Origin of the sequence: Streptomyces jumonjinensis (genome assembly GCF_009600885.1) — a bacterium.
Lineage (GTDB): Bacteria > Actinomycetota > Actinomycetes > Streptomycetales > Streptomycetaceae > Streptomyces > Streptomyces jumonjinensis.
This window is the reverse complement of sequence record NZ_VCLA01000133.1, coordinates 12,348-27,510: the sequence shown is the minus strand read 5'-3', so window position 1 is coordinate 27,510 and position 15,163 is coordinate 12,348. Positions and strand designations below refer to the sequence as shown.

14 protein-coding genes are annotated in these 15,163 nt (G+C 70.7%); 9 read left to right on the top strand and 5 right to left on the bottom strand.

Annotation, left to right across the window (positions count from 1 at the left end):
• Positions 1 to 72 precede the first annotated feature (72 nt).
• Complete coding sequence (locus FF041_RS15690; protein ID WP_153487663.1) at positions 73 to 348, top strand: GlsB/YeaQ/YmgE family stress response membrane protein; 276 nt, start codon at positions 73 to 75, stop codon at positions 346 to 348.
• A gap of 96 nt (positions 349 to 444) precedes the next feature.
• On the opposite strand, the gene tyrS is transcribed toward FF041_RS15690, so the two are convergent.
• The 3 genes from tyrS to FF041_RS15675 form a co-directional block, all read right to left on the bottom strand.
• Positions 445 to 1,707 carry a tyrosine--tRNA ligase gene (gene tyrS, locus FF041_RS15685; RefSeq protein ID WP_323391923.1) on the bottom strand — a complete coding sequence of 421 codons (1,263 nt, stop codon included), beginning with the start codon at positions 1,705 to 1,707 and terminating at the stop codon, positions 445 to 447.
• A gap of 55 nt (positions 1,708 to 1,762) precedes the next feature.
• Entirely contained in the window at positions 1,763 to 3,154 is a 1,392-nt protein-coding gene (locus FF041_RS15680; RefSeq protein WP_153523392.1) for a TldD/PmbA family protein, read from the bottom strand.
• Between the two features lie 82 nt (positions 3,155 to 3,236).
• Positions 3,237 to 4,760 (bottom strand): TldD/PmbA family protein, encoded by a 1,524-nt coding sequence (locus FF041_RS15675; protein ID WP_323391909.1) that lies wholly within the window; start codon positions 4,758 to 4,760, stop codon positions 3,237 to 3,239.
• 339 nt (positions 4,761 to 5,099) lie between these two features.
• Here FF041_RS15675 and fabG point away from each other — a divergent pair, with 339 nt between their 5' ends.
• The 3 genes from fabG to FF041_RS15660 all read left to right on the top strand — a co-directional run bounded on the left by fabG (position 5,100) and on the right by FF041_RS15660 (position 7,228).
• Positions 5,100 to 5,804, top strand: a complete 705-nt coding sequence (fabG, locus tag FF041_RS15670; RefSeq protein ID WP_153487654.1) for a 3-oxoacyl-[acyl-carrier-protein] reductase — start codon at positions 5,100 to 5,102, stop codon at positions 5,802 to 5,804.
• Between the two features lie 5 nt (positions 5,805 to 5,809).
• A complete protein-coding gene (gene fabI, locus FF041_RS15665) occupies positions 5,810 to 6,580 on the top strand; it encodes an enoyl-ACP reductase FabI (RefSeq protein WP_153487651.1) in 771 nt (256 codons plus the stop codon).
• Between the two features lie 306 nt (positions 6,581 to 6,886).
• Complete coding sequence (locus FF041_RS15660; protein WP_153487648.1) at positions 6,887 to 7,228, top strand: hypothetical protein; 342 nt, start codon at positions 6,887 to 6,889, stop codon at positions 7,226 to 7,228.
• On the opposite strand, the gene FF041_RS15655 is transcribed toward FF041_RS15660, so the two are convergent.
• The gene (locus FF041_RS15655; RefSeq protein WP_153523390.1) at positions 7,210 to 7,971 is read right to left on the bottom strand and encodes a FadR/GntR family transcriptional regulator; all 762 of its coding nucleotides are present in this window, start codon (positions 7,969 to 7,971) and stop codon (positions 7,210 to 7,212) included. The genes FF041_RS15660 and FF041_RS15655 overlap by 19 nt on opposite strands.
• Positions 7,972 to 8,084: 113 nt before the next feature.
• Here FF041_RS15655 and FF041_RS15650 point away from each other — a divergent pair, with 113 nt between their 5' ends.
• The 4 genes from FF041_RS15650 (at position 8,085) to FF041_RS15640 (ending at position 10,786) form a co-directional block, all read left to right on the top strand.
• Positions 8,085 to 9,464 carry a CynX/NimT family MFS transporter gene (locus FF041_RS15650; RefSeq protein ID WP_407698164.1) on the top strand — a complete coding sequence of 460 codons (1,380 nt, stop codon included), beginning with the start codon at positions 8,085 to 8,087 and terminating at the stop codon, positions 9,462 to 9,464.
• A gap of 4 nt (positions 9,465 to 9,468) precedes the next feature.
• The gene (locus FF041_RS40070) at positions 9,469 to 9,585 is read left to right on the top strand and encodes an SGM_5486 family transporter-associated protein (protein ID WP_267131686.1); all 117 of its coding nucleotides are present in this window, start codon (positions 9,469 to 9,471) and stop codon (positions 9,583 to 9,585) included.
• Between the two features lie 170 nt (positions 9,586 to 9,755).
• Positions 9,756 to 9,959, top strand: coding sequence for a hypothetical protein (locus tag FF041_RS15645; RefSeq protein ID WP_153487638.1), 204 nt, complete (start codon positions 9,756 to 9,758; stop codon positions 9,957 to 9,959).
• 275 nt (positions 9,960 to 10,234) lie between these two features.
• Positions 10,235 to 10,786: a SixA phosphatase family protein gene (locus FF041_RS15640; protein WP_153523388.1), complete on the top strand. Its 552-nt coding sequence runs from the start codon at positions 10,235 to 10,237 to the stop codon at positions 10,784 to 10,786.
• A gap of 108 nt (positions 10,787 to 10,894) precedes the next feature.
• Here FF041_RS15640 and serB read toward each other — a convergent pair whose 3' ends face one another.
• Positions 10,895 to 12,112: a phosphoserine phosphatase SerB gene (gene serB / locus FF041_RS15635; protein WP_153487633.1), complete on the bottom strand. Its 1,218-nt coding sequence runs from the start codon at positions 12,110 to 12,112 to the stop codon at positions 10,895 to 10,897.
• Between the two features lie 314 nt (positions 12,113 to 12,426).
• Between serB and FF041_RS15630 the strand changes: the two genes are divergently transcribed.
• Positions 12,427 to 15,129, top strand: a complete 2,703-nt coding sequence (locus FF041_RS15630) for an FHA domain-containing protein (protein WP_323391908.1) — start codon at positions 12,427 to 12,429, stop codon at positions 15,127 to 15,129.
• The last annotated feature ends 34 nt before the right edge of the window (positions 15,130 to 15,163 follow it).

Here is a 15,163-nt window from a genome sequence, read left to right as displayed (position 1 = left end):
CATGCGCCGTAGTCGGGATGGGCTGAGACTGGCGGCGTAACTGCTCGCGCAGGGCCGTACGAGGAGGCAGCCATGAGCTGGTTGTGGGCGATCATCGTGGGATTTGTGCTGGGCTTGATCGCCAAGGCGATTCTGCCCGGGAAGCAGCATCTCCCCTTGTGGCTGGCCACCATCTGCGGCATCGGCGGCGCGGTGATCGGCAACTGGATCGCGTCGGGTGTCGGCGTCGCCGAGACCGGCGGCATCGACTGGATCCGGCACGCCTTCCAGCTGGTCGCCGCGATCATTCTGGTGTTTCTGGGCGACCGGGCCTGGGCGGCGACCCGGGGCAGCAAACAGCGGACCTGAGCCGCGCGGCTCGGGTCCGGGGACGGCGGCGGCCGGACGGGGTTTCTCTCCGTCCGGCCGCCGCCGCAGGTCAGCCGGTCTCGACCGCGCCGTAGGTCAGCCGATCTCGACCGCGGCGAGATTCTTCTTGCCCCGGCGCAGCACCAGCCACCGCCCGTGCAGCAGATCCTCCATGCCCGGAACCGCGTCCTCGGCCGTGACCTTCGTGTTGTTCACGTAGGCCCCGCCCTCCTTCACGGTCCGGCGGGCCGCCGACTTGCTGGCCACCAGTCCGACCTCGGCGAAGAGGTCCACCACCGGGGACAGCTCCGCGACCTTGACGTGCGGCAGCTCGGAGAGCGCCGCCCGCAGCGTCGGCTCGTCCAGCTCACCCAGCTCGCCCTGCCCGAAGAGCGCCTTCGACGCGTACACCGCCGCCGCGCAGTCGTCCGCGCCGTGCACCAGTGTCGTCAGCTCCTCCGCCAGCGCCCGCTGAGCGGCCCGCGCCTGCGGACGCTCCTCGGTGAGCCGCTCCAGCTCCTCGATCTCCTCGCGGGACTTGAAGCTGAAGATCCGCAGGAACTTGGAGACGTCACGGTCGTCCGCGTTCAGCCAGAACTGGTAGAACGCGTACGGGGTCGTCCGCTCCGCGTCCAGCCAGACCGTGCCGGACTCCGTCTTGCCGAACTTGGTGCCGTCCGCCTTGGTGATCAGCGGGGTGGCCAGCGCGTGCACATCGGCGTCAGGATCGACCCGGTGGATCAGATCGGTGCCCGCCGTCAGATTGCCCCACTGGTCGCTGCCGCCGGTCTGGAGCGTGCAGCCGTACCGCCGGTGGAGCTCCAGGTAGTCCATGCCCTGGAGGATCTGGTAGCTGAACTCGGTGTAGCTGATGCCCGCGTCGGAGTTCAGCCGCCGGGCGACCGCCTCCTTCGCGATCATCTTGTTGACCCGGAAGTACTTGCCGACATCGCGCAGGAAGTCGATCGCCGACAGCCCCGACGTCCAGTCCAGGTTGTTGACCATGGTCGCCGCGTAGGGGCCCTCGAAGTCGAGGAACCGCTCGATCTGCCCCCGCAGCCGCTGCACCCAGGCCGCCACGGTCTCCGGCGCGTTCAGCGTGCGCTCGGAGTTCGGCTTGGGGTCGCCGATCAGGCCCGTGGCGCCGCCGACCAGGCCCAGCGGACGGTTCCCCGCCAGCTGGATCCGGCGCATGGTGAGGATCTGCACCAGATTGCCCAGGTGAAGGCTGGACGCGGTCGGGTCGAAGCCGCAATAGAACGTGACGGGGCCGTCCGCGAACGCCTTGCGCAGTGCGTCCTCGTCAGTGGACTGGGCGATCAGCCCGCGCCACTGCAACTCGTCGACGATGTCCGTCACGTCTCTCATCTCTCCTCGGGTCTGCTGATGAATGAGCCTCTCGGCTCCTTTGAGGTTATACGCCCTGGCTGACGGAGCTCATATTGAAATCCGGCACCCGCAGCGCGGGCATCGCGGCCCGGGTGAACCAGTCGCCCCACTCACGCGGCAGCGTCTTCTCGGTCCGGCCCGCCTCGGTGGCCCGCGAGAGCAGATCGACGGGCGACTCGTTGAAGCGGAAATTGTTCACCGCGCCCGTGACCTCCCCGTTCTCCACCAGATAGACGCCGTCCCTGGTCAGCCCGGTCAGCAGCAGCGTCGCCGGGTCCACCTCGCGGATGTACCAGAGACAGGTCAGCAGCAGCCCGCGCTCGGTCGCCGCGACCATCTCCTCCAGCGAACGGTCGCCCCCGCCGTCCAGGATCAGATTCCCGGTCCCGGCGGCGACCGGCAGCCCCGTGAGGGCGGCGCTGTGCCGGGTGGTCACCAGATGCTCCAGCTTTCCGTCGCGTACCCAGTCCGTCGCCGCCAGCGGCAGACCGTTGTCGAAGACGGAGGCGTCGTCGCCGGACGCGTGCGCGATCATGAACGGCGCGGACTGGAGACCGGGCTCCGCCGGGTCGCTGCGCAGATTCAGCGGCAGCGGGGAGAGCGTCTCGCCGACCCGGGTACCGCCGCCGGGCCGGGAGAAGACCGTACGGCCCTCGACCGCGTCCCGGGCCGTGGACGACCACAGCTGGTAGATCAGCAGATCGGCCACGGCCGTGGGCGGCAGCAGCGTCTCGTACCGCCCCGCGGGCAGCTCCACCCGCCGCCGGGCCCACTCCAGCCGCTGCGCCAGCTCCGCCTCCAGCGCCCCCAGGTCCACATCCCCGAAGTCCCGCGTCGACCGCCCGGCCCAGGCGGACCGGGCCCCGTCCGGCGACTTGGCGTTCAGTTCGAGCGTGCCGTTGGGCTGGTCGTGCCGGAGCCGCAGTCCGGTGGAGGAGCCGAGATAGGTGGAGGTCATCTCATGGCTGGCGAAGCCGTACAGCTCCCGGCCGCCGGAGCCGGCCCGGGCGAAGGCCTCGCCGAGCGCGGGCGCGAAGTCCGCGAAGACGGCGGAGGAGGTCTCCGCGGGGGCCTCGGTGAATCCGGCCGACGCGGGCACGCCGGCCACCAGCGGCTGGGCGTCCTCGGCGGGCTCCGACGCCCGCGCGGCGGCCTCGGCGGCCCGTACCAGCGGTTCGAGATCGGCGGCGGTGACGGCGCTCCGGGAGACCACCCCGGACGCGGTGCCCTGCGCTCCGTCCACGGTCGCGATCACGGTGAGGGTACGGCCCCGGGTCACGCCATTGGTGGTCAGCGCGTTCCCCGCCCAGCGCAGATTCGCCGACGAGTGCTCGTCGGCGATGACGACGCAGCCGTCCGCGGCGGAGAGTTCGAGAGCGCGCTCGACGATGTCGTACGGCTTGCTGTGGCGGCTCATCGACCGGCCTCCTGCGTCGTGTTGAGACGGTGTCTGCCCGGGGGGCGACCCCCGGACCCCCGGCGGATCGGGCGGCGGCGGCTCATCGCCCCGCCTCCTGCGTCGTGTTAAGGATGTTCACGCCCCGGAACAGGGCGGACGGGCAGCCGTGGGAGACCGCGGCGACCTGCCCCGGCTGGGCCTTGCCGCAGTTGAAGGCGCCGCCCAGAACATAGGTCTGCGGGCCGCCGACCTGCTCCATCGACCCCCAGAACTCCGTCGTCGTCGCCTGGTACGCCACATCGCGCAGCTGCCCGGCCAGCCGGCCGTTCTCGATGCGGAAGAACCGCTGCCCGGTGAACTGGAAGTTGTAGCGCTGCATGTCGATCGACCACGAACGGTCGCCGACGACATAGGTCCCGCGCTCCACCCCGCCGATCAGATCCTCCGTGGAGAGCCCGCCCGGGGACGGCTGGAGCGACACATTCGCCATCCGCTGCACGGGCACATGGCCGGGGGCGTCCGCGAAGGCGCAGCCGTTGGAGCGTCCGAGCCCGGTGAGCTTCGCGATCCGCCGGTCCAGCTGATAGCCGACGAGCCTGCCGCCGCGCACCAGGTCCCAGGACTGCGCCGCCACGCCCTCGTCGTCGTATCCGATGGTGGCGAGCCCGTGCTCGGCGGTGCGGTCGCCGGTCACATTCATCGCCGACGAGCCGTACTCCAGCTTCCCCAGCTTGTCGAAGGTCGCGAAGGAGGTGCCCGCGTACGCCGCCTCGTAGCCCAGCGCGCGGTCGAGCTCGGTGGCGTGCCCGACCGACTCATGGATGGTGAGCCAGAGGTTCGACGGGTCCACCACCAGGTCGTACCGCCCGGCCTCCACACCGGGGGCGCGCATCTTCTGCGCGAGCAGCTCGGGGATCTCCTCCAGCTCGCCCGCCCAGTCCCAGCCGGTGCCGGTCAGATACTCCCAGCCCCGGCCCACCGGCGGAGCGATGGTCCGCATCGAGTCGAACTCGCCGGTCGTCTCGTCCACGGCGACGGCGGTGAGCTGGGGGTGCAGCCGCACCCGCTGCTGAGTGGTGACGGTGCCCGCGGTGTCCGCGTAGAACTTGTTCTCCTGCACGGTCAGCAGCGAGGCGTCCACATGAGCGACGCCGTCGGCCGCCAGCAGCTGCGCGCTCCACCCGGCGAGCAGCGCGGTCTTCTCCTCGTCGGCCACGTCGAAGGGGTTGATCTCGTACGAGGAGACCCAGGTCTTCTCGGCGTGCACCGGCTCATCGGCCAGCTCCACCCGCTCGTCGGAGCCCGCGGCGGCGATCACCCGCGCGGAGAGCTGGGCCATCGCGACCGCCTGGCTCGCGACCTTCGCCGCCGCGTCCATGGTCATATCGACCCCGGAGGCGAAGCCCCAGGCCCCGCCGTGCACCACGCGCACCGCGTAGCCGATGTCGGTGGTGTCCGACGAGGCCGCGGGCCGGGCGTCGCGCAGCCGCCAGGAGGCGCTGCGCACGCGCTCGAACCGGAAGTCGGCGTGGTCCGCGCCGAGCGCCCGCGCCCGGGCGAGCGCCGCGTCGGCGAGCGCGCGCAGCGGCAGCGCGAGGAATGTCTGATCGATCTCATGGGGCACGGGGCCCTCCCCTTCTCGGCCAACGCGGCGTTCAGAGTCGCAGTGAATCATGCGCGGGCGCGAAGGGGCGGGGGTGTCGTGCGTCCGCCGCCACGCGCGGGCGCGGGGGAAGTGACGGAGTCGTATGCCGTCGCCTTCTGGGGCGGGCGGGGATGCGGCAGGATGGTCGCCACGTTCGCACCGGCCCCGGACACGGCGGTACGAGCCCGCTCCCCCCGGCGCTTTCTGTAGGGACCCGACAGCGAGCCGAGTAAGGCGCTGTCACTGCTCCATTCCCCGGGAACGGGCCGGGACCGATAGTTTCGGAGGTACCACGACCGCTATCGAAAGGGTGATCCGTTGAGCCGCTCGGTTCTCGTCACCGGAGGAAACCGGGGCATCGGCCTCGCCATCGCCCGCGCGTTCGCCGATGCAGGTGACAAGGTCGCGATCACATACCGCTCCGGGGAGCCACCCGAGGGCTTTCTCGCCGTCCGGTGCGACATCACCGACGCGGAGCAGGTGGAGCAGGCCTTCAAGGAGGTCGAGGAGGCCCACGGCGCGGTGGAGGTGCTGGTCGCCAATGCCGGTGTCACCCGTGACCAGTTGCTGATGCGGATGTCGGAGGACGACTTCACCTCGGTTCTCGACACCAACCTCACCGGTACCTTCCGGGTGGTCAAGCGCGCCAATCGCGCCATGCTCCGGGCCCGGAAGGGCCGTGTGGTGCTCATTTCCTCGGTCGTGGGGCTGCTCGGCTCGGCGGGACAGGCCAACTACGCCGCGTCGAAGGCCGGACTTGTGGGCTTCGCACGCTCGCTCGCCCGGGAACTCGGCTCCCGGAACATCACGTTCAATGTCGTCGCGCCCGGTTTCGTGGACACCGATATGACCAAGGTGCTCACCGAGGAGCAGCGCGCGGGCATCGTCGCCCAGGTGCCGCTCGGCCGTTACGCGCAGCCGGAGGAGATCGCCGCAACCGTGCGCTTCCTCGCCTCCGACGACGCTTCTTACATCACCGGAGCCGTCATTCCCGTTGACGGCGGATTGGGCATGGGTCACTGATCGCCATGAGTGGAATCCTCGACGGCAAACGCATTCTGGTAACCGGCGTTCTCACCGAGTCGTCCATCGCCTTCCACGCCGCAAAGGTGGCGCAGGAGGAGGGCGCGGAGGTCATCCTCACCGGCTTCGGGCGGCTCAGCCTGGTCGAGCGCATCGCCAAGCGCCTGCCGAAGCCCGCCCCCGTCATCGAGCTGGACGCCACCGACCAGGGGCACCTGGACGGGCTCGCGGCGAAGATCCGGGAGCACTCCAGCGACGACACCGGCCTCGACGGCATCGTCCACTCGATCGCCTTCGGCCCGCAGGGTGCGTTCAACTTCCTGGAGGCGGAGTGGGACGACGTCGCCACCGCCGTACAGGTCTCGGCGTACTCCTACAAGTCGCTCGCCATGGCCTGTCTGCCCCTGATGGAGCGCGGCGGCTCGATCGTCGGCCTCACCTTCGACGCGCAGGTCGCCTGGCCGAAGTACGACTGGATGGGGGTGGCCAAGGCCGCCCTGGAGTCCACCAACCGCTATCTCGCCCGCGACCTCGGCGAGAAGAACATCCGCTGCAACCTGATCTCGGCGGGCCCGCTCAAGTCGATGGCCGCGAAGTCCATCCCGGGCTTCGAGGAGCTGGCGGACGTCTGGAACCACCGCGCCCCGATCGGCTGGGATCTGACCGACCCGGAGCCCACGGGCCGGGGCATCGTCGGTCTGCTGTCGGACTTCTTCCCGCGTACGACGGGGGAGATCGTCCATGTGGACGGCGGCCTGCACATGATGGGAGCCTGACCGGCACCCTGGCCCGGAGCCGTACGACCGGTACGTCCGGTACGTAAGGAAGACGGTACGGAGCCGACGCCCCGTTCCCCGCAGTGCGCGGGGGGCGGGGCGTCGCCCGTTTTGGCGGCGGCTCGCTCGCTCGGTTCGCCCGCTCGCTCGTTCCGTTCGTTCGGCCGTTCCGTTCGTTCGGCCGTTTCGCCCGTTCGGCCGTGAGCGCGCGCGGGCCGCCGCCGGTGGGCTCAGGCTGGAGGAGCATTCCCCCTTGTGGTGCAGCCGCGGCGATCGCGCCGCAGTACGGCCGAGGAGGTCCTGCTCATGCGAATGATCCGGTGCTCGTCCCCGCTGCTGGCCGCGGTGACACTGGTGCTGTGGGCGACCCCGCAGGCCCTGTCACAGGAGCCCGAGCCGGAGCCCCGGCCGCCGTACCAGGCCAACTGCCGCACCGAGATCAACGGCTCGTACGCCACCGCCCACTGTCACAATCCGTATCCGATCACCGACCGGGTGCGGCTGCACATCGAGTGCGAGCGCTGGTGGGACGTCGATGTGGACAGCGCGCCCACCGGAATCGACCCGGCGGGCTCGGTGACGCTCACCGACCGCTGCTGGAAGGAGATCCGCGCGGTCTGGGTCAGCCATCAGCCGCTGGTGTCCTGATCCCCGGTGTCCCGCTGTGCCTGCTGTTCCTGCCGCTCCTGCTGTTCCCGCTGTTCTTGCTGTTCCTGCGGCGCACGGCCGCCCGGGCAGAGGAACGGATAGCCGGCCGCCTCCGCCGCGGCGCTCTCCCCGTCTCCGGCGCGGATCGCCGCCACCAGCCGCCGGTGGTCCATCAGATGCTCCGGGCGCAGTTCGGGGCCCACATCGTCGCGCAGCCAGCCGCGCAGCAGATCGCCCAGGTCGGCGTAGAGCTCGCCGAGCACATCGTTGTGCGAGGCGGCCACCACCGCGAGATGGAAGGTGGTGTCGACGGCGACGAACCGCTCCGCCTCCCCGCTCGCCCAGGCGTCGTCCCGGCGGACGAGCAGCGCCTCCAGCTGTCCCAGATCGCGCTCCGTGCGCCGCTCGGCGGCCAGCCGGGCGGCCGACGACTCCAGCATCGAGCGCACCTCGGCGACGTCCCGGGGGCTGGCGTCGGCGAATCTGCGGTGCATCACCCCGGCCAGCTCGCTGGTGGCCCGTACATAGGTGCCCGAGCCCTGCCGGATGTCCAGCAGCCCGTTGTGCGCGAGGGCGCGCACCGCCTCGCGGACGGTGTTACGGGCCACTCCGAGCCGCTCGACCAGTTCCGGCTCGGTGGGGATACGGGAGCCGACCGGCCACTCGCCCGAGGTGATCTGGGTCCTCAGCTGGGCGATTACCTGGTCGGTGAGCCCCGTACGCCGCGGGGAGGTCAGTGTCATCGTGCTCCTGGCTCAGCGGGTCCGTACCGGAGGGGCTTCCGGGTCCGGGACGAGGTGACGGAATCGGTTGGCGACTGGACAGTCAATCATCCCATGATTCTATGATGGGCCTTATGCCCTATGAGAATCGGCCCGACACGCGGACCCAGAGCCCTGCCGCCACGGCCCGCGCCCGGGGCCCGGAGGGCGACGGCCGCACCGCATCCGTCCAGGCTCCGGGGGGCGGCGACGGTCGCACCGCAACCGCCCGGGCTCTGGAGGGCGACGGCCAGGCCGCGCCGCGCCCGGCCTGGCTCATCCCGCTGGTCATGGCGGGCATCGTGCTCGCGGCGCTCAATCTCCGCCCCGCCATCACCAGCCTCGGCGCGCTGCTGGAGGAGGTCCGCACCGGCCTCGGGATGAGCGGCAGCGTCGCCGGACTGCTCACCTCCGTACCCCCTCTCTGCTTCGCCGTCTTCGGGCTCGCCGCGCCCCGGCTCGCCCGGCGCTTCGGCCCCGGAGCGGTCCTCTGCGCGGGCATGGCCGCCATCACCGCCGGGCTGGCGATCAGGCCCTTCGCGGGCGGCACCGCCGGATTCCTCGCCGCCAGCGCCCTGGCGCTGATGGGCATAGCCCTCAGCAATGTGCTGATGCCGGTGATCGTCAAGCGGTACTTCCCCGACCGCGTCGGCACCATGACCGGGCTCTACTCCATGGCCCTGGCGATCGGCACCTCGGCCGCCGCCGCCGTCACCGTCCCGCTGACCGAGGTGCTGGGCGGCAGCTGGCAGACCGGCCTGGGAGTCTGGGCGCTGCTCGCCGCCGTCGCGGTGCTGCCGTGGCTCGGACTCGTACGGGACCGGGGGGCCATCCCGCCGGCCGCGGCCCGCCCGGCCACCGGCTCCGGCACGGACCGGAGCGCGCCGGGCATCACCCGCAGCCCCACCGCCTGGGCGCTCGCCTGCTTCTTCGGCCTCCAGGCCACCGGCGCGTACATCACCATGGGGTGGATGCCGCAGATCTTCCGGGACGCGGGGGTCCCGGCCCAGGAAGCCGGAGTGCTGCTGGCCGTGACCATGGTGATGGGGGTGCCGCTCGCCTTCGTCATTCCCCGGCTCGCCACCCGGCTGACGCACCAGGGGCCGATCGTCGTCGCCCTCGGGCTCTGCGGGCTGACCGGATACACGGGCCTTCTCCTCGCCCCCGCCGCCGGAGCCTGGGCCTGGGCGCTGCTGCTCGGCGTCTCCAACTGCGCCTTCCCGCTCGCACTCACCATGATCGGCCTGCGATCGCGCACCGGCACGGGGGTGGTGCGGCTCTCCGCCTTCGCCCAGTCCACCGGCTATCTGATCTCCATCCCCGGTCCGCTGCTGGTGGGCGTCCTCTATCAGCACAGCGGCGGCTGGGACCTCCCGATCGCGCTGATGGCGGGGCTGCTCGTACCGCAGATCGCCGCCGGGCTGCTCGCGGGCAGGGACCGCACGATCGAGGACGAGACCGGGATGCGAGACTGAGGCCATGCCAGTGCTCGACCCGAATCCGCAGAACGGGCAGAAGAAGCTGCTGCTTCTCTTCGCCGCCATCATCGGTCTCTTCGTGGTGATCGGAATCATCGCCTCCATAGCCTCACCGTGACCCGGTCGCAGACCTTCGCCGCCGTCGGCAAGGGGGCTGGCCCCCCTATCCCCTAGGGGGTCAGGCTCAGGGTGAAGTAGGTGGGGTGCCGGATGGGATCGCCCGGCTCTGCTCCCTAGCGTGGACGTATCGAAACGCGTACCCGCGGAGCACTGCTGACGGAGGCGACCATGTCCGCCCATACGCCCATCTCTTCCCGCGCCAGGGACGGAGCCGGCGTCCGCCTTCCCTGGTGGGCGCTGGCGCTGCCGGTGCTCGCCTTCGTGCTGCTGCTGGTGCTGATAGCCGACCCGGCCCAGGCGCAGACCGCCGGGGGCGGTCAGCCGGGGCTCCGCGTCGTCCTGGAGTACCTCCAGCATCTGCTGACCGGCTGACCGGCTGACCGGCCTGGCCCGGTGCCCGCTGACCCGGTGATGCGTCGGCATGCCGTCCCGCTGATCTGCGCGTCTCGCCGGTCCGCCGTCCCGCTGGTCCGTCGGGATGCCGATCGTCCGACCTGCCGTCCCGCCGGTTCGCCGTCCTGCCGATCCGCCCGGCGTACGCCGGGCCCCGGGGGGCTCCTGCGGCCTCCGCCGAGGTGATCGACCGGAAGGGGAGAGCCCCTCAACACCCCGCGCCCGCTGGCGCATTTCATGCGAAGCTGGGGTGCATGAGCGTCGCCACGCCGTCCGGGGGGAAAGCCCCCGGACCTGCCGAACCCCGCAGGATTGTGATCCTCCGACACGCCAAAGCCGACTGGGCCGAGGACTCCGACCATGAGCGACCGCTCGCCGAGCGGGGCCGCAAGGACGCCCCCGTGGCGGGCCGCAGACTCGCCCGGAGCGGTATCGCCGTCGATCTCGCCGTCTGCTCGACCGCGGTCAGAACCCGGGAGACATGGAAGCTGGCGGTGCACGAACTGCCGGAGCGCCCTCGCACGGTCTATGAGGACCGGCTCTACGAGGCGTCCCTCGGCGAGATCATCGCCCTGCTCAACGAGACCCCGGACGACGTGAGCAATCTGCTGATCATCGGCCACAATCCCGGAATGCACGCCCTCGCGGACGCGCTCGCCGGCGAGGCCGAAGGAGATCTGCTGCCCCGGATGAACCGCAGCGCCTTCCCGACCTCCGCCTTCGCCGTGATCGAGTTCAACGGTTCCTGGAAGGCCGTGGAGCACGGCGTCGGCCGGCTGACCGACTACTGGACCCCCCAGGGCTGACCCGCCCCCGCCCGCCGGACACGGGCGGCGCGGTACCGAGGAGCCCCGGTGCGATCCGCACCGGGGCTCGTTCACCGGAGCCTCACCCCGTCGTACAGAGCGGGGAGGTCAGTGCTCGGCGCCCTCGCCGTCCGCCGCCTCCACCTCTTCGCGGGTGATCCCCAGCAGATAGAGCACGGTGTCCAGGAACGGCACGTTCACCGCCGTGTGCGCGGCCTCGCGCACCACGGGCTTCGCGTTGAACGCGACACCGAGACCGGCCGCGTTGAGCATGTCCAGATCGTTCGCACCATCGCCGATGGCCACCGTCTGCGCCAGCGGAACCCCCGCCTCCGCGGCGAATCTGCGCAGCAGCCGCGCCTTGCCCGCCCGGTCCACGATCTCTCCGGTGACCCGGCCGGTCAGCTTGCCATCGACTATCTCCAGGGTGTTCGCCGAGGCGAAGTCCAGCCCCAGCCGCTCCTTGAGATCATCGGTGACCTGGGTGAATCCACCCGAGACGACCCCCACTTGGAAGCCGAGCCGCTTGAGGGTACGGATCAGGGTCCGGGCCCCGGGGGTCATCCGCACCTCGGAGCGCACCTTCTCCACCACCGAGGCGTCGAGCCCCTTGAGCAGCGCCACCCGGGCGTGCAGGGACTGCTCGAAGTCCAGCTCGCCGCGCATCGCGGCGGCCGTGACCTCGGCGACCTCGGCCTCGCACCCCGCGTGCGCGGCGAAGAGCTCGATGACCTCGTCCTGGATGAGGGTGGAGTCCACGTCCATCACCACCAGCCGCTGGGCACGGCGGTGCAGACCGGCCGAGACCACGGCGACATCGACGCCGATCTCCGAGGACTCGGTGGCCAGCGCGGTGCGCAGCCCCTCGGTCCCGGTGCCCGACACGGTGAACTCGATCGCGGTCACGGGGTATTTGGCGAGCCGGAGAATACGGTCGATATTGCCGCCCACGGCGGTGATCCTCGCCGTTATGGCCGCCGTCGCCTCGGCTGTCAGCGGATGGCCGAGCACCGTGACATGGGAACGCCCGCTGCCGCGCGGACGGTTGTCGCCAGTGCCCGAGATGATCTCGGCCTGGAGTTTGAGGGACTCGGCCCAGCTGTGCACGGTGGCCCTCAGCTCGCCCTCGTCGGCCCCCGCCGCGGCCGGCGAGGTGACCAGGGCGCACAGGACGAGCCTGCCCCGGGAGACGACCTGCTCGATGTCGACGACATCGACCGAGTAGGCGGCCAGGGTGTCGAAGAGACCGGCGGTGATCCCGGGACGGTCCTTCCCGAAAATCTTCACAAGAAGGGTACGTACGTCGGAGTTCTGCGAAGCACTCATGGTCTCACCACCGTAACCGGCGAATGTTACGGAGGGACGCGCCATCCCGATGGGCGGACAGCGCACCGCGGACGGTCCCGGCTTCGAACGGAGACCCACCTGCCGGAAAGCTGCCCGGCGAGACCGGGTGATCACATTCTGCCACCCGGTGCCGGCGCCCTGAGTCCACCACCCTGCGGAGGATTACCCTCCGCTCTGGCCGCGGTCACCTTACAGCCCACGTACCAGGTACGTAACCGAGCCTGAAATAGTTCCTCCCGATGTTCACCATCTCTAGACTCCCCGTTGACAGGGGTAGCTCAGGGGGACGACTAGTGGGGCATGGAGTGCGGGAACTCGTACTGGAATTGAACGGAAGGACCTGGGCCCTCGATCCGTCCAGGTCGTACACCTTGGGACGCGACCCGCAGGGTGACATGGTGCTGGACGACGCCCGGGTCTCCTGGCGGCACGCCAGCATCAGCTGGAGCGGCCGGGGCTGGGTCATCGAGGACCACGGCAGCACCAACGGCACCTATGTACAGGGACAGCGGATCCACCAGTCGGACATCGCCCCCGGCTCGGCCGTCCATCTGGGGAACGCCGCTGACGGGCCCCGGCTGAATCTGTCCGGCGCGCGGACGGACTCCCAGGGCTCCCAGGGCTCCCACGGTTCCCACAGCCCCCAGGGCTCCCACGGTTCCCACGGGGAGGGGAACGGCGGCCCGCACGCGCACCAGCAGCCCCATCAGCAGGTCCCTGCCGCACACACCCCGTACACCCCGCAGGCCCCAGCACCGCATGCCCATGCCTTCGACGCCCAGCAGGCACAGGCCCCTGCCCAGGCCCAGCAGGCGTACCAGCAGTACGGCCAGCCGGACCCCGGTCCGCTCGCCCAGGCCCAGGCCCAGGCCCCTGCTCAGGCCCAGGCCCAGGCCGCCTGGCCGGAGCAGCAGCACGCGCCGCAGGCCCAGTGGCAGGCCCCGGCCCCGCAGCAGGAGACCGGAGCGCCGCCCGCCCACCCGGACCGCGGCCCCACCACCTTTCACCAGCTCCCGGTGGGCCGCGTCATGCGCATCGGCCGCGCGCTGGAGAACGAGCTGGTCGTCTCCGACCTCCAGGTCTCACGCCACCACGCCGAGTTCACCGCGACCCCCGACGGCCGCTTCCAGATCCGTGACCTCGGCTCCCACAACGGCACCTTCGTCAACGGCCAGCCGATCGCGAAATCCGGCGCCGCCGTCATCGGCCCCAGCGATGTCGTCGGCGTCGGCCACTCCGCCTTCCGTATCGTCGGCGACCGGCTGGAGGAGTTCGTCGACACCGGCGAGGTGTCCTTCTCCGCCCGTCATCTCACGGTCACCGTCGAGGGCGGTAAGCAGATCCTCCGCGATGTGTCCTTCGGAGTGCCGGAGAAGTCGCTGATCGGCGTCATCGGCCCCTCGGGATCCGGGAAGTCCACCCTCCTCAAGGCGCTCACCGGCTACCGCCCCGCCGACCAGGGCGATGTCCTCTACGACAACCGCAGCCTCTACAAGCACTTCGCCGAGCTGCGCCGGCGCATCGGTCTGGTCCCGCAGGACGACATCCTGCACAAGGAGCTCACCGTCCGGAAGGCGCTCGGCTACGCGGCCCGGCTCCGCTTCCCCGGCGACACCGCCGAGACCGAGCGCACGGCCCGGATCGACGAGGTGCTCCGCGAGCTGAAGCTCGACATCCACCGGGACAAGAAGATCACCGCGCTCTCCGGCGGCCAGCGCAAGCGGGTCTCGGTCGCCCTGGAGCTGCTGACCAAGCCCTCGCTGATCTTCCTGGACGAGCCGACCTCGGGCCTCGACCCCGGCATGGACCGCGATGTCATGCAGCTGCTGCGCTCACTCGCCGACGACGGCCGCACCGTGCTGGTGGTCACCCACTCCGTGGCCGAGCTCCAGCTCTGCGACAAGCTGCTGGTCATGGCGCCCGGCGGCGCGGTCGCCTACTTCGGCCCCCCGGAGGAGGCGCTCAATTTCTTCGGCTACACCACCTGGGCCGATGTGTTCTCCGCGTTCGAGAACTACCGCGACTACGACTGGTCGGGCCGCTGGCGCGGCTCGCAGCACTACCGGATGTACGCGGCGGACATCGACGCCGTCGCCCCCCAGCCGGTGACCATGCCGCCGCCGCAGCGGATGCGCCCGCCGAAGCCGCAGGGCTGGGGCGCCCAGCTGGAGACGCTGATGCGCCGCTATGTCTCCGTCATCGCGTCGGACAAGGGCTTTCTCGCCCTGATGGTGATCCTGCCCGCCGTCCTCGGCCTGGTCAGCGTGGTCATCCCGGCGGAGTTCGGGCTCGCCGCCCCCGACGACGGCAGCTCCCGCTTCAACGGCGACGCGGGCACGATCATGCTGATTCTCGCGGTCGGCATGTGCTTCTCGGGCGCGGCCAACTCCGTACGCGAACTGATCAAGGAACGGGTCATCTACGAACGGGAGCGGGCCACCGGGCTCTCCCGCTCGGCGTATCTGATGTCCAAGGTGCTCGTCCTCGGCCTGATCACCGCCTTCCAGGGCCTGATCCTCTGCGGCATCGGCTTCGCCGTCCGCGATCTGCCCGCCGAGGGCCTGATCATGCCCCCCGCCGTCGAGCTCTGCCTGGTGATCATCGCTCTGGGCTTCACCTCGATGATGATCGGCCTGGTGATCTCCTCGCTGGTGCGGACCGCGGAGAAGACCATGCCGCTGCTGGTGATGTTCGCGATCGTCCAGGTCGTGTTCACCGGCGTTCTCTTCAAGGTGTACGGCTCGCCCGGCCTGGAGCAGTTCGCCTGGCTGATGCCCTCCCGCTGGGCCATGGCGGGGGCAGGATCGACCCTGGACCTCGGCAGGCTGATGCCGCCGTGGGACCCCGACAAGCCGGCGGACCTGGATCCGCTGTGGGAGCACACGGCGGGCCAGTGGGGCCTCAACATCACCGTCCTGCTGCTGATCGGCGTGGTCTGCGGCTTCGCGGTCGCCCGGCTGCTCCGCCGCCATGAGCCCGAGGTCATGCGCGCCTAGCGGCTCATGTGCGTCGTGCAACCCGATACGCCGA

Bases quoted from the DNA above. Each gene is read 5' to 3' on its own strand.
- serB (WP_153487633.1), bottom strand. From the start codon at position 12,112: ATGAGTGCTTCGCAGAACTCCGACGTACGTACCCTTCTTGTGAAGATT.
- FF041_RS15650 (WP_407698164.1), top strand. From the start codon at position 8,085: ATGCCCTATGAGAATCGGCCCGACACGCGGACCCAGAGCCCTGCCGCC.
- FF041_RS15640 (WP_153523388.1), top strand. From the start codon at position 10,235: ATGAGCGTCGCCACGCCGTCCGGGGGGAAAGCCCCCGGACCTGCCGAA.
- FF041_RS15660 (WP_153487648.1), top strand. From the start codon at position 6,887: ATGCGAATGATCCGGTGCTCGTCCCCGCTGCTGGCCGCGGTGACACTG.
- FF041_RS15655 (WP_153523390.1), bottom strand. From the start codon at position 7,971: ATGACACTGACCTCCCCGCGGCGTACGGGGCTCACCGACCAGGTAATC.
- FF041_RS15645 (WP_153487638.1), top strand. From the start codon at position 9,756: ATGTCCGCCCATACGCCCATCTCTTCCCGCGCCAGGGACGGAGCCGGC.
- FF041_RS40070 (WP_267131686.1), top strand. From the start codon at position 9,469: ATGCCAGTGCTCGACCCGAATCCGCAGAACGGGCAGAAGAAGCTGCTG.
- FF041_RS15680 (WP_153523392.1), bottom strand. From the start codon at position 3,154: ATGAGCCGCCACAGCAAGCCGTACGACATCGTCGAGCGCGCTCTCGAA.
- fabI (WP_153487651.1), top strand. From the start codon at position 5,810: ATGAGTGGAATCCTCGACGGCAAACGCATTCTGGTAACCGGCGTTCTC.
- FF041_RS15690 (WP_153487663.1), top strand. From the start codon at position 73: ATGAGCTGGTTGTGGGCGATCATCGTGGGATTTGTGCTGGGCTTGATC.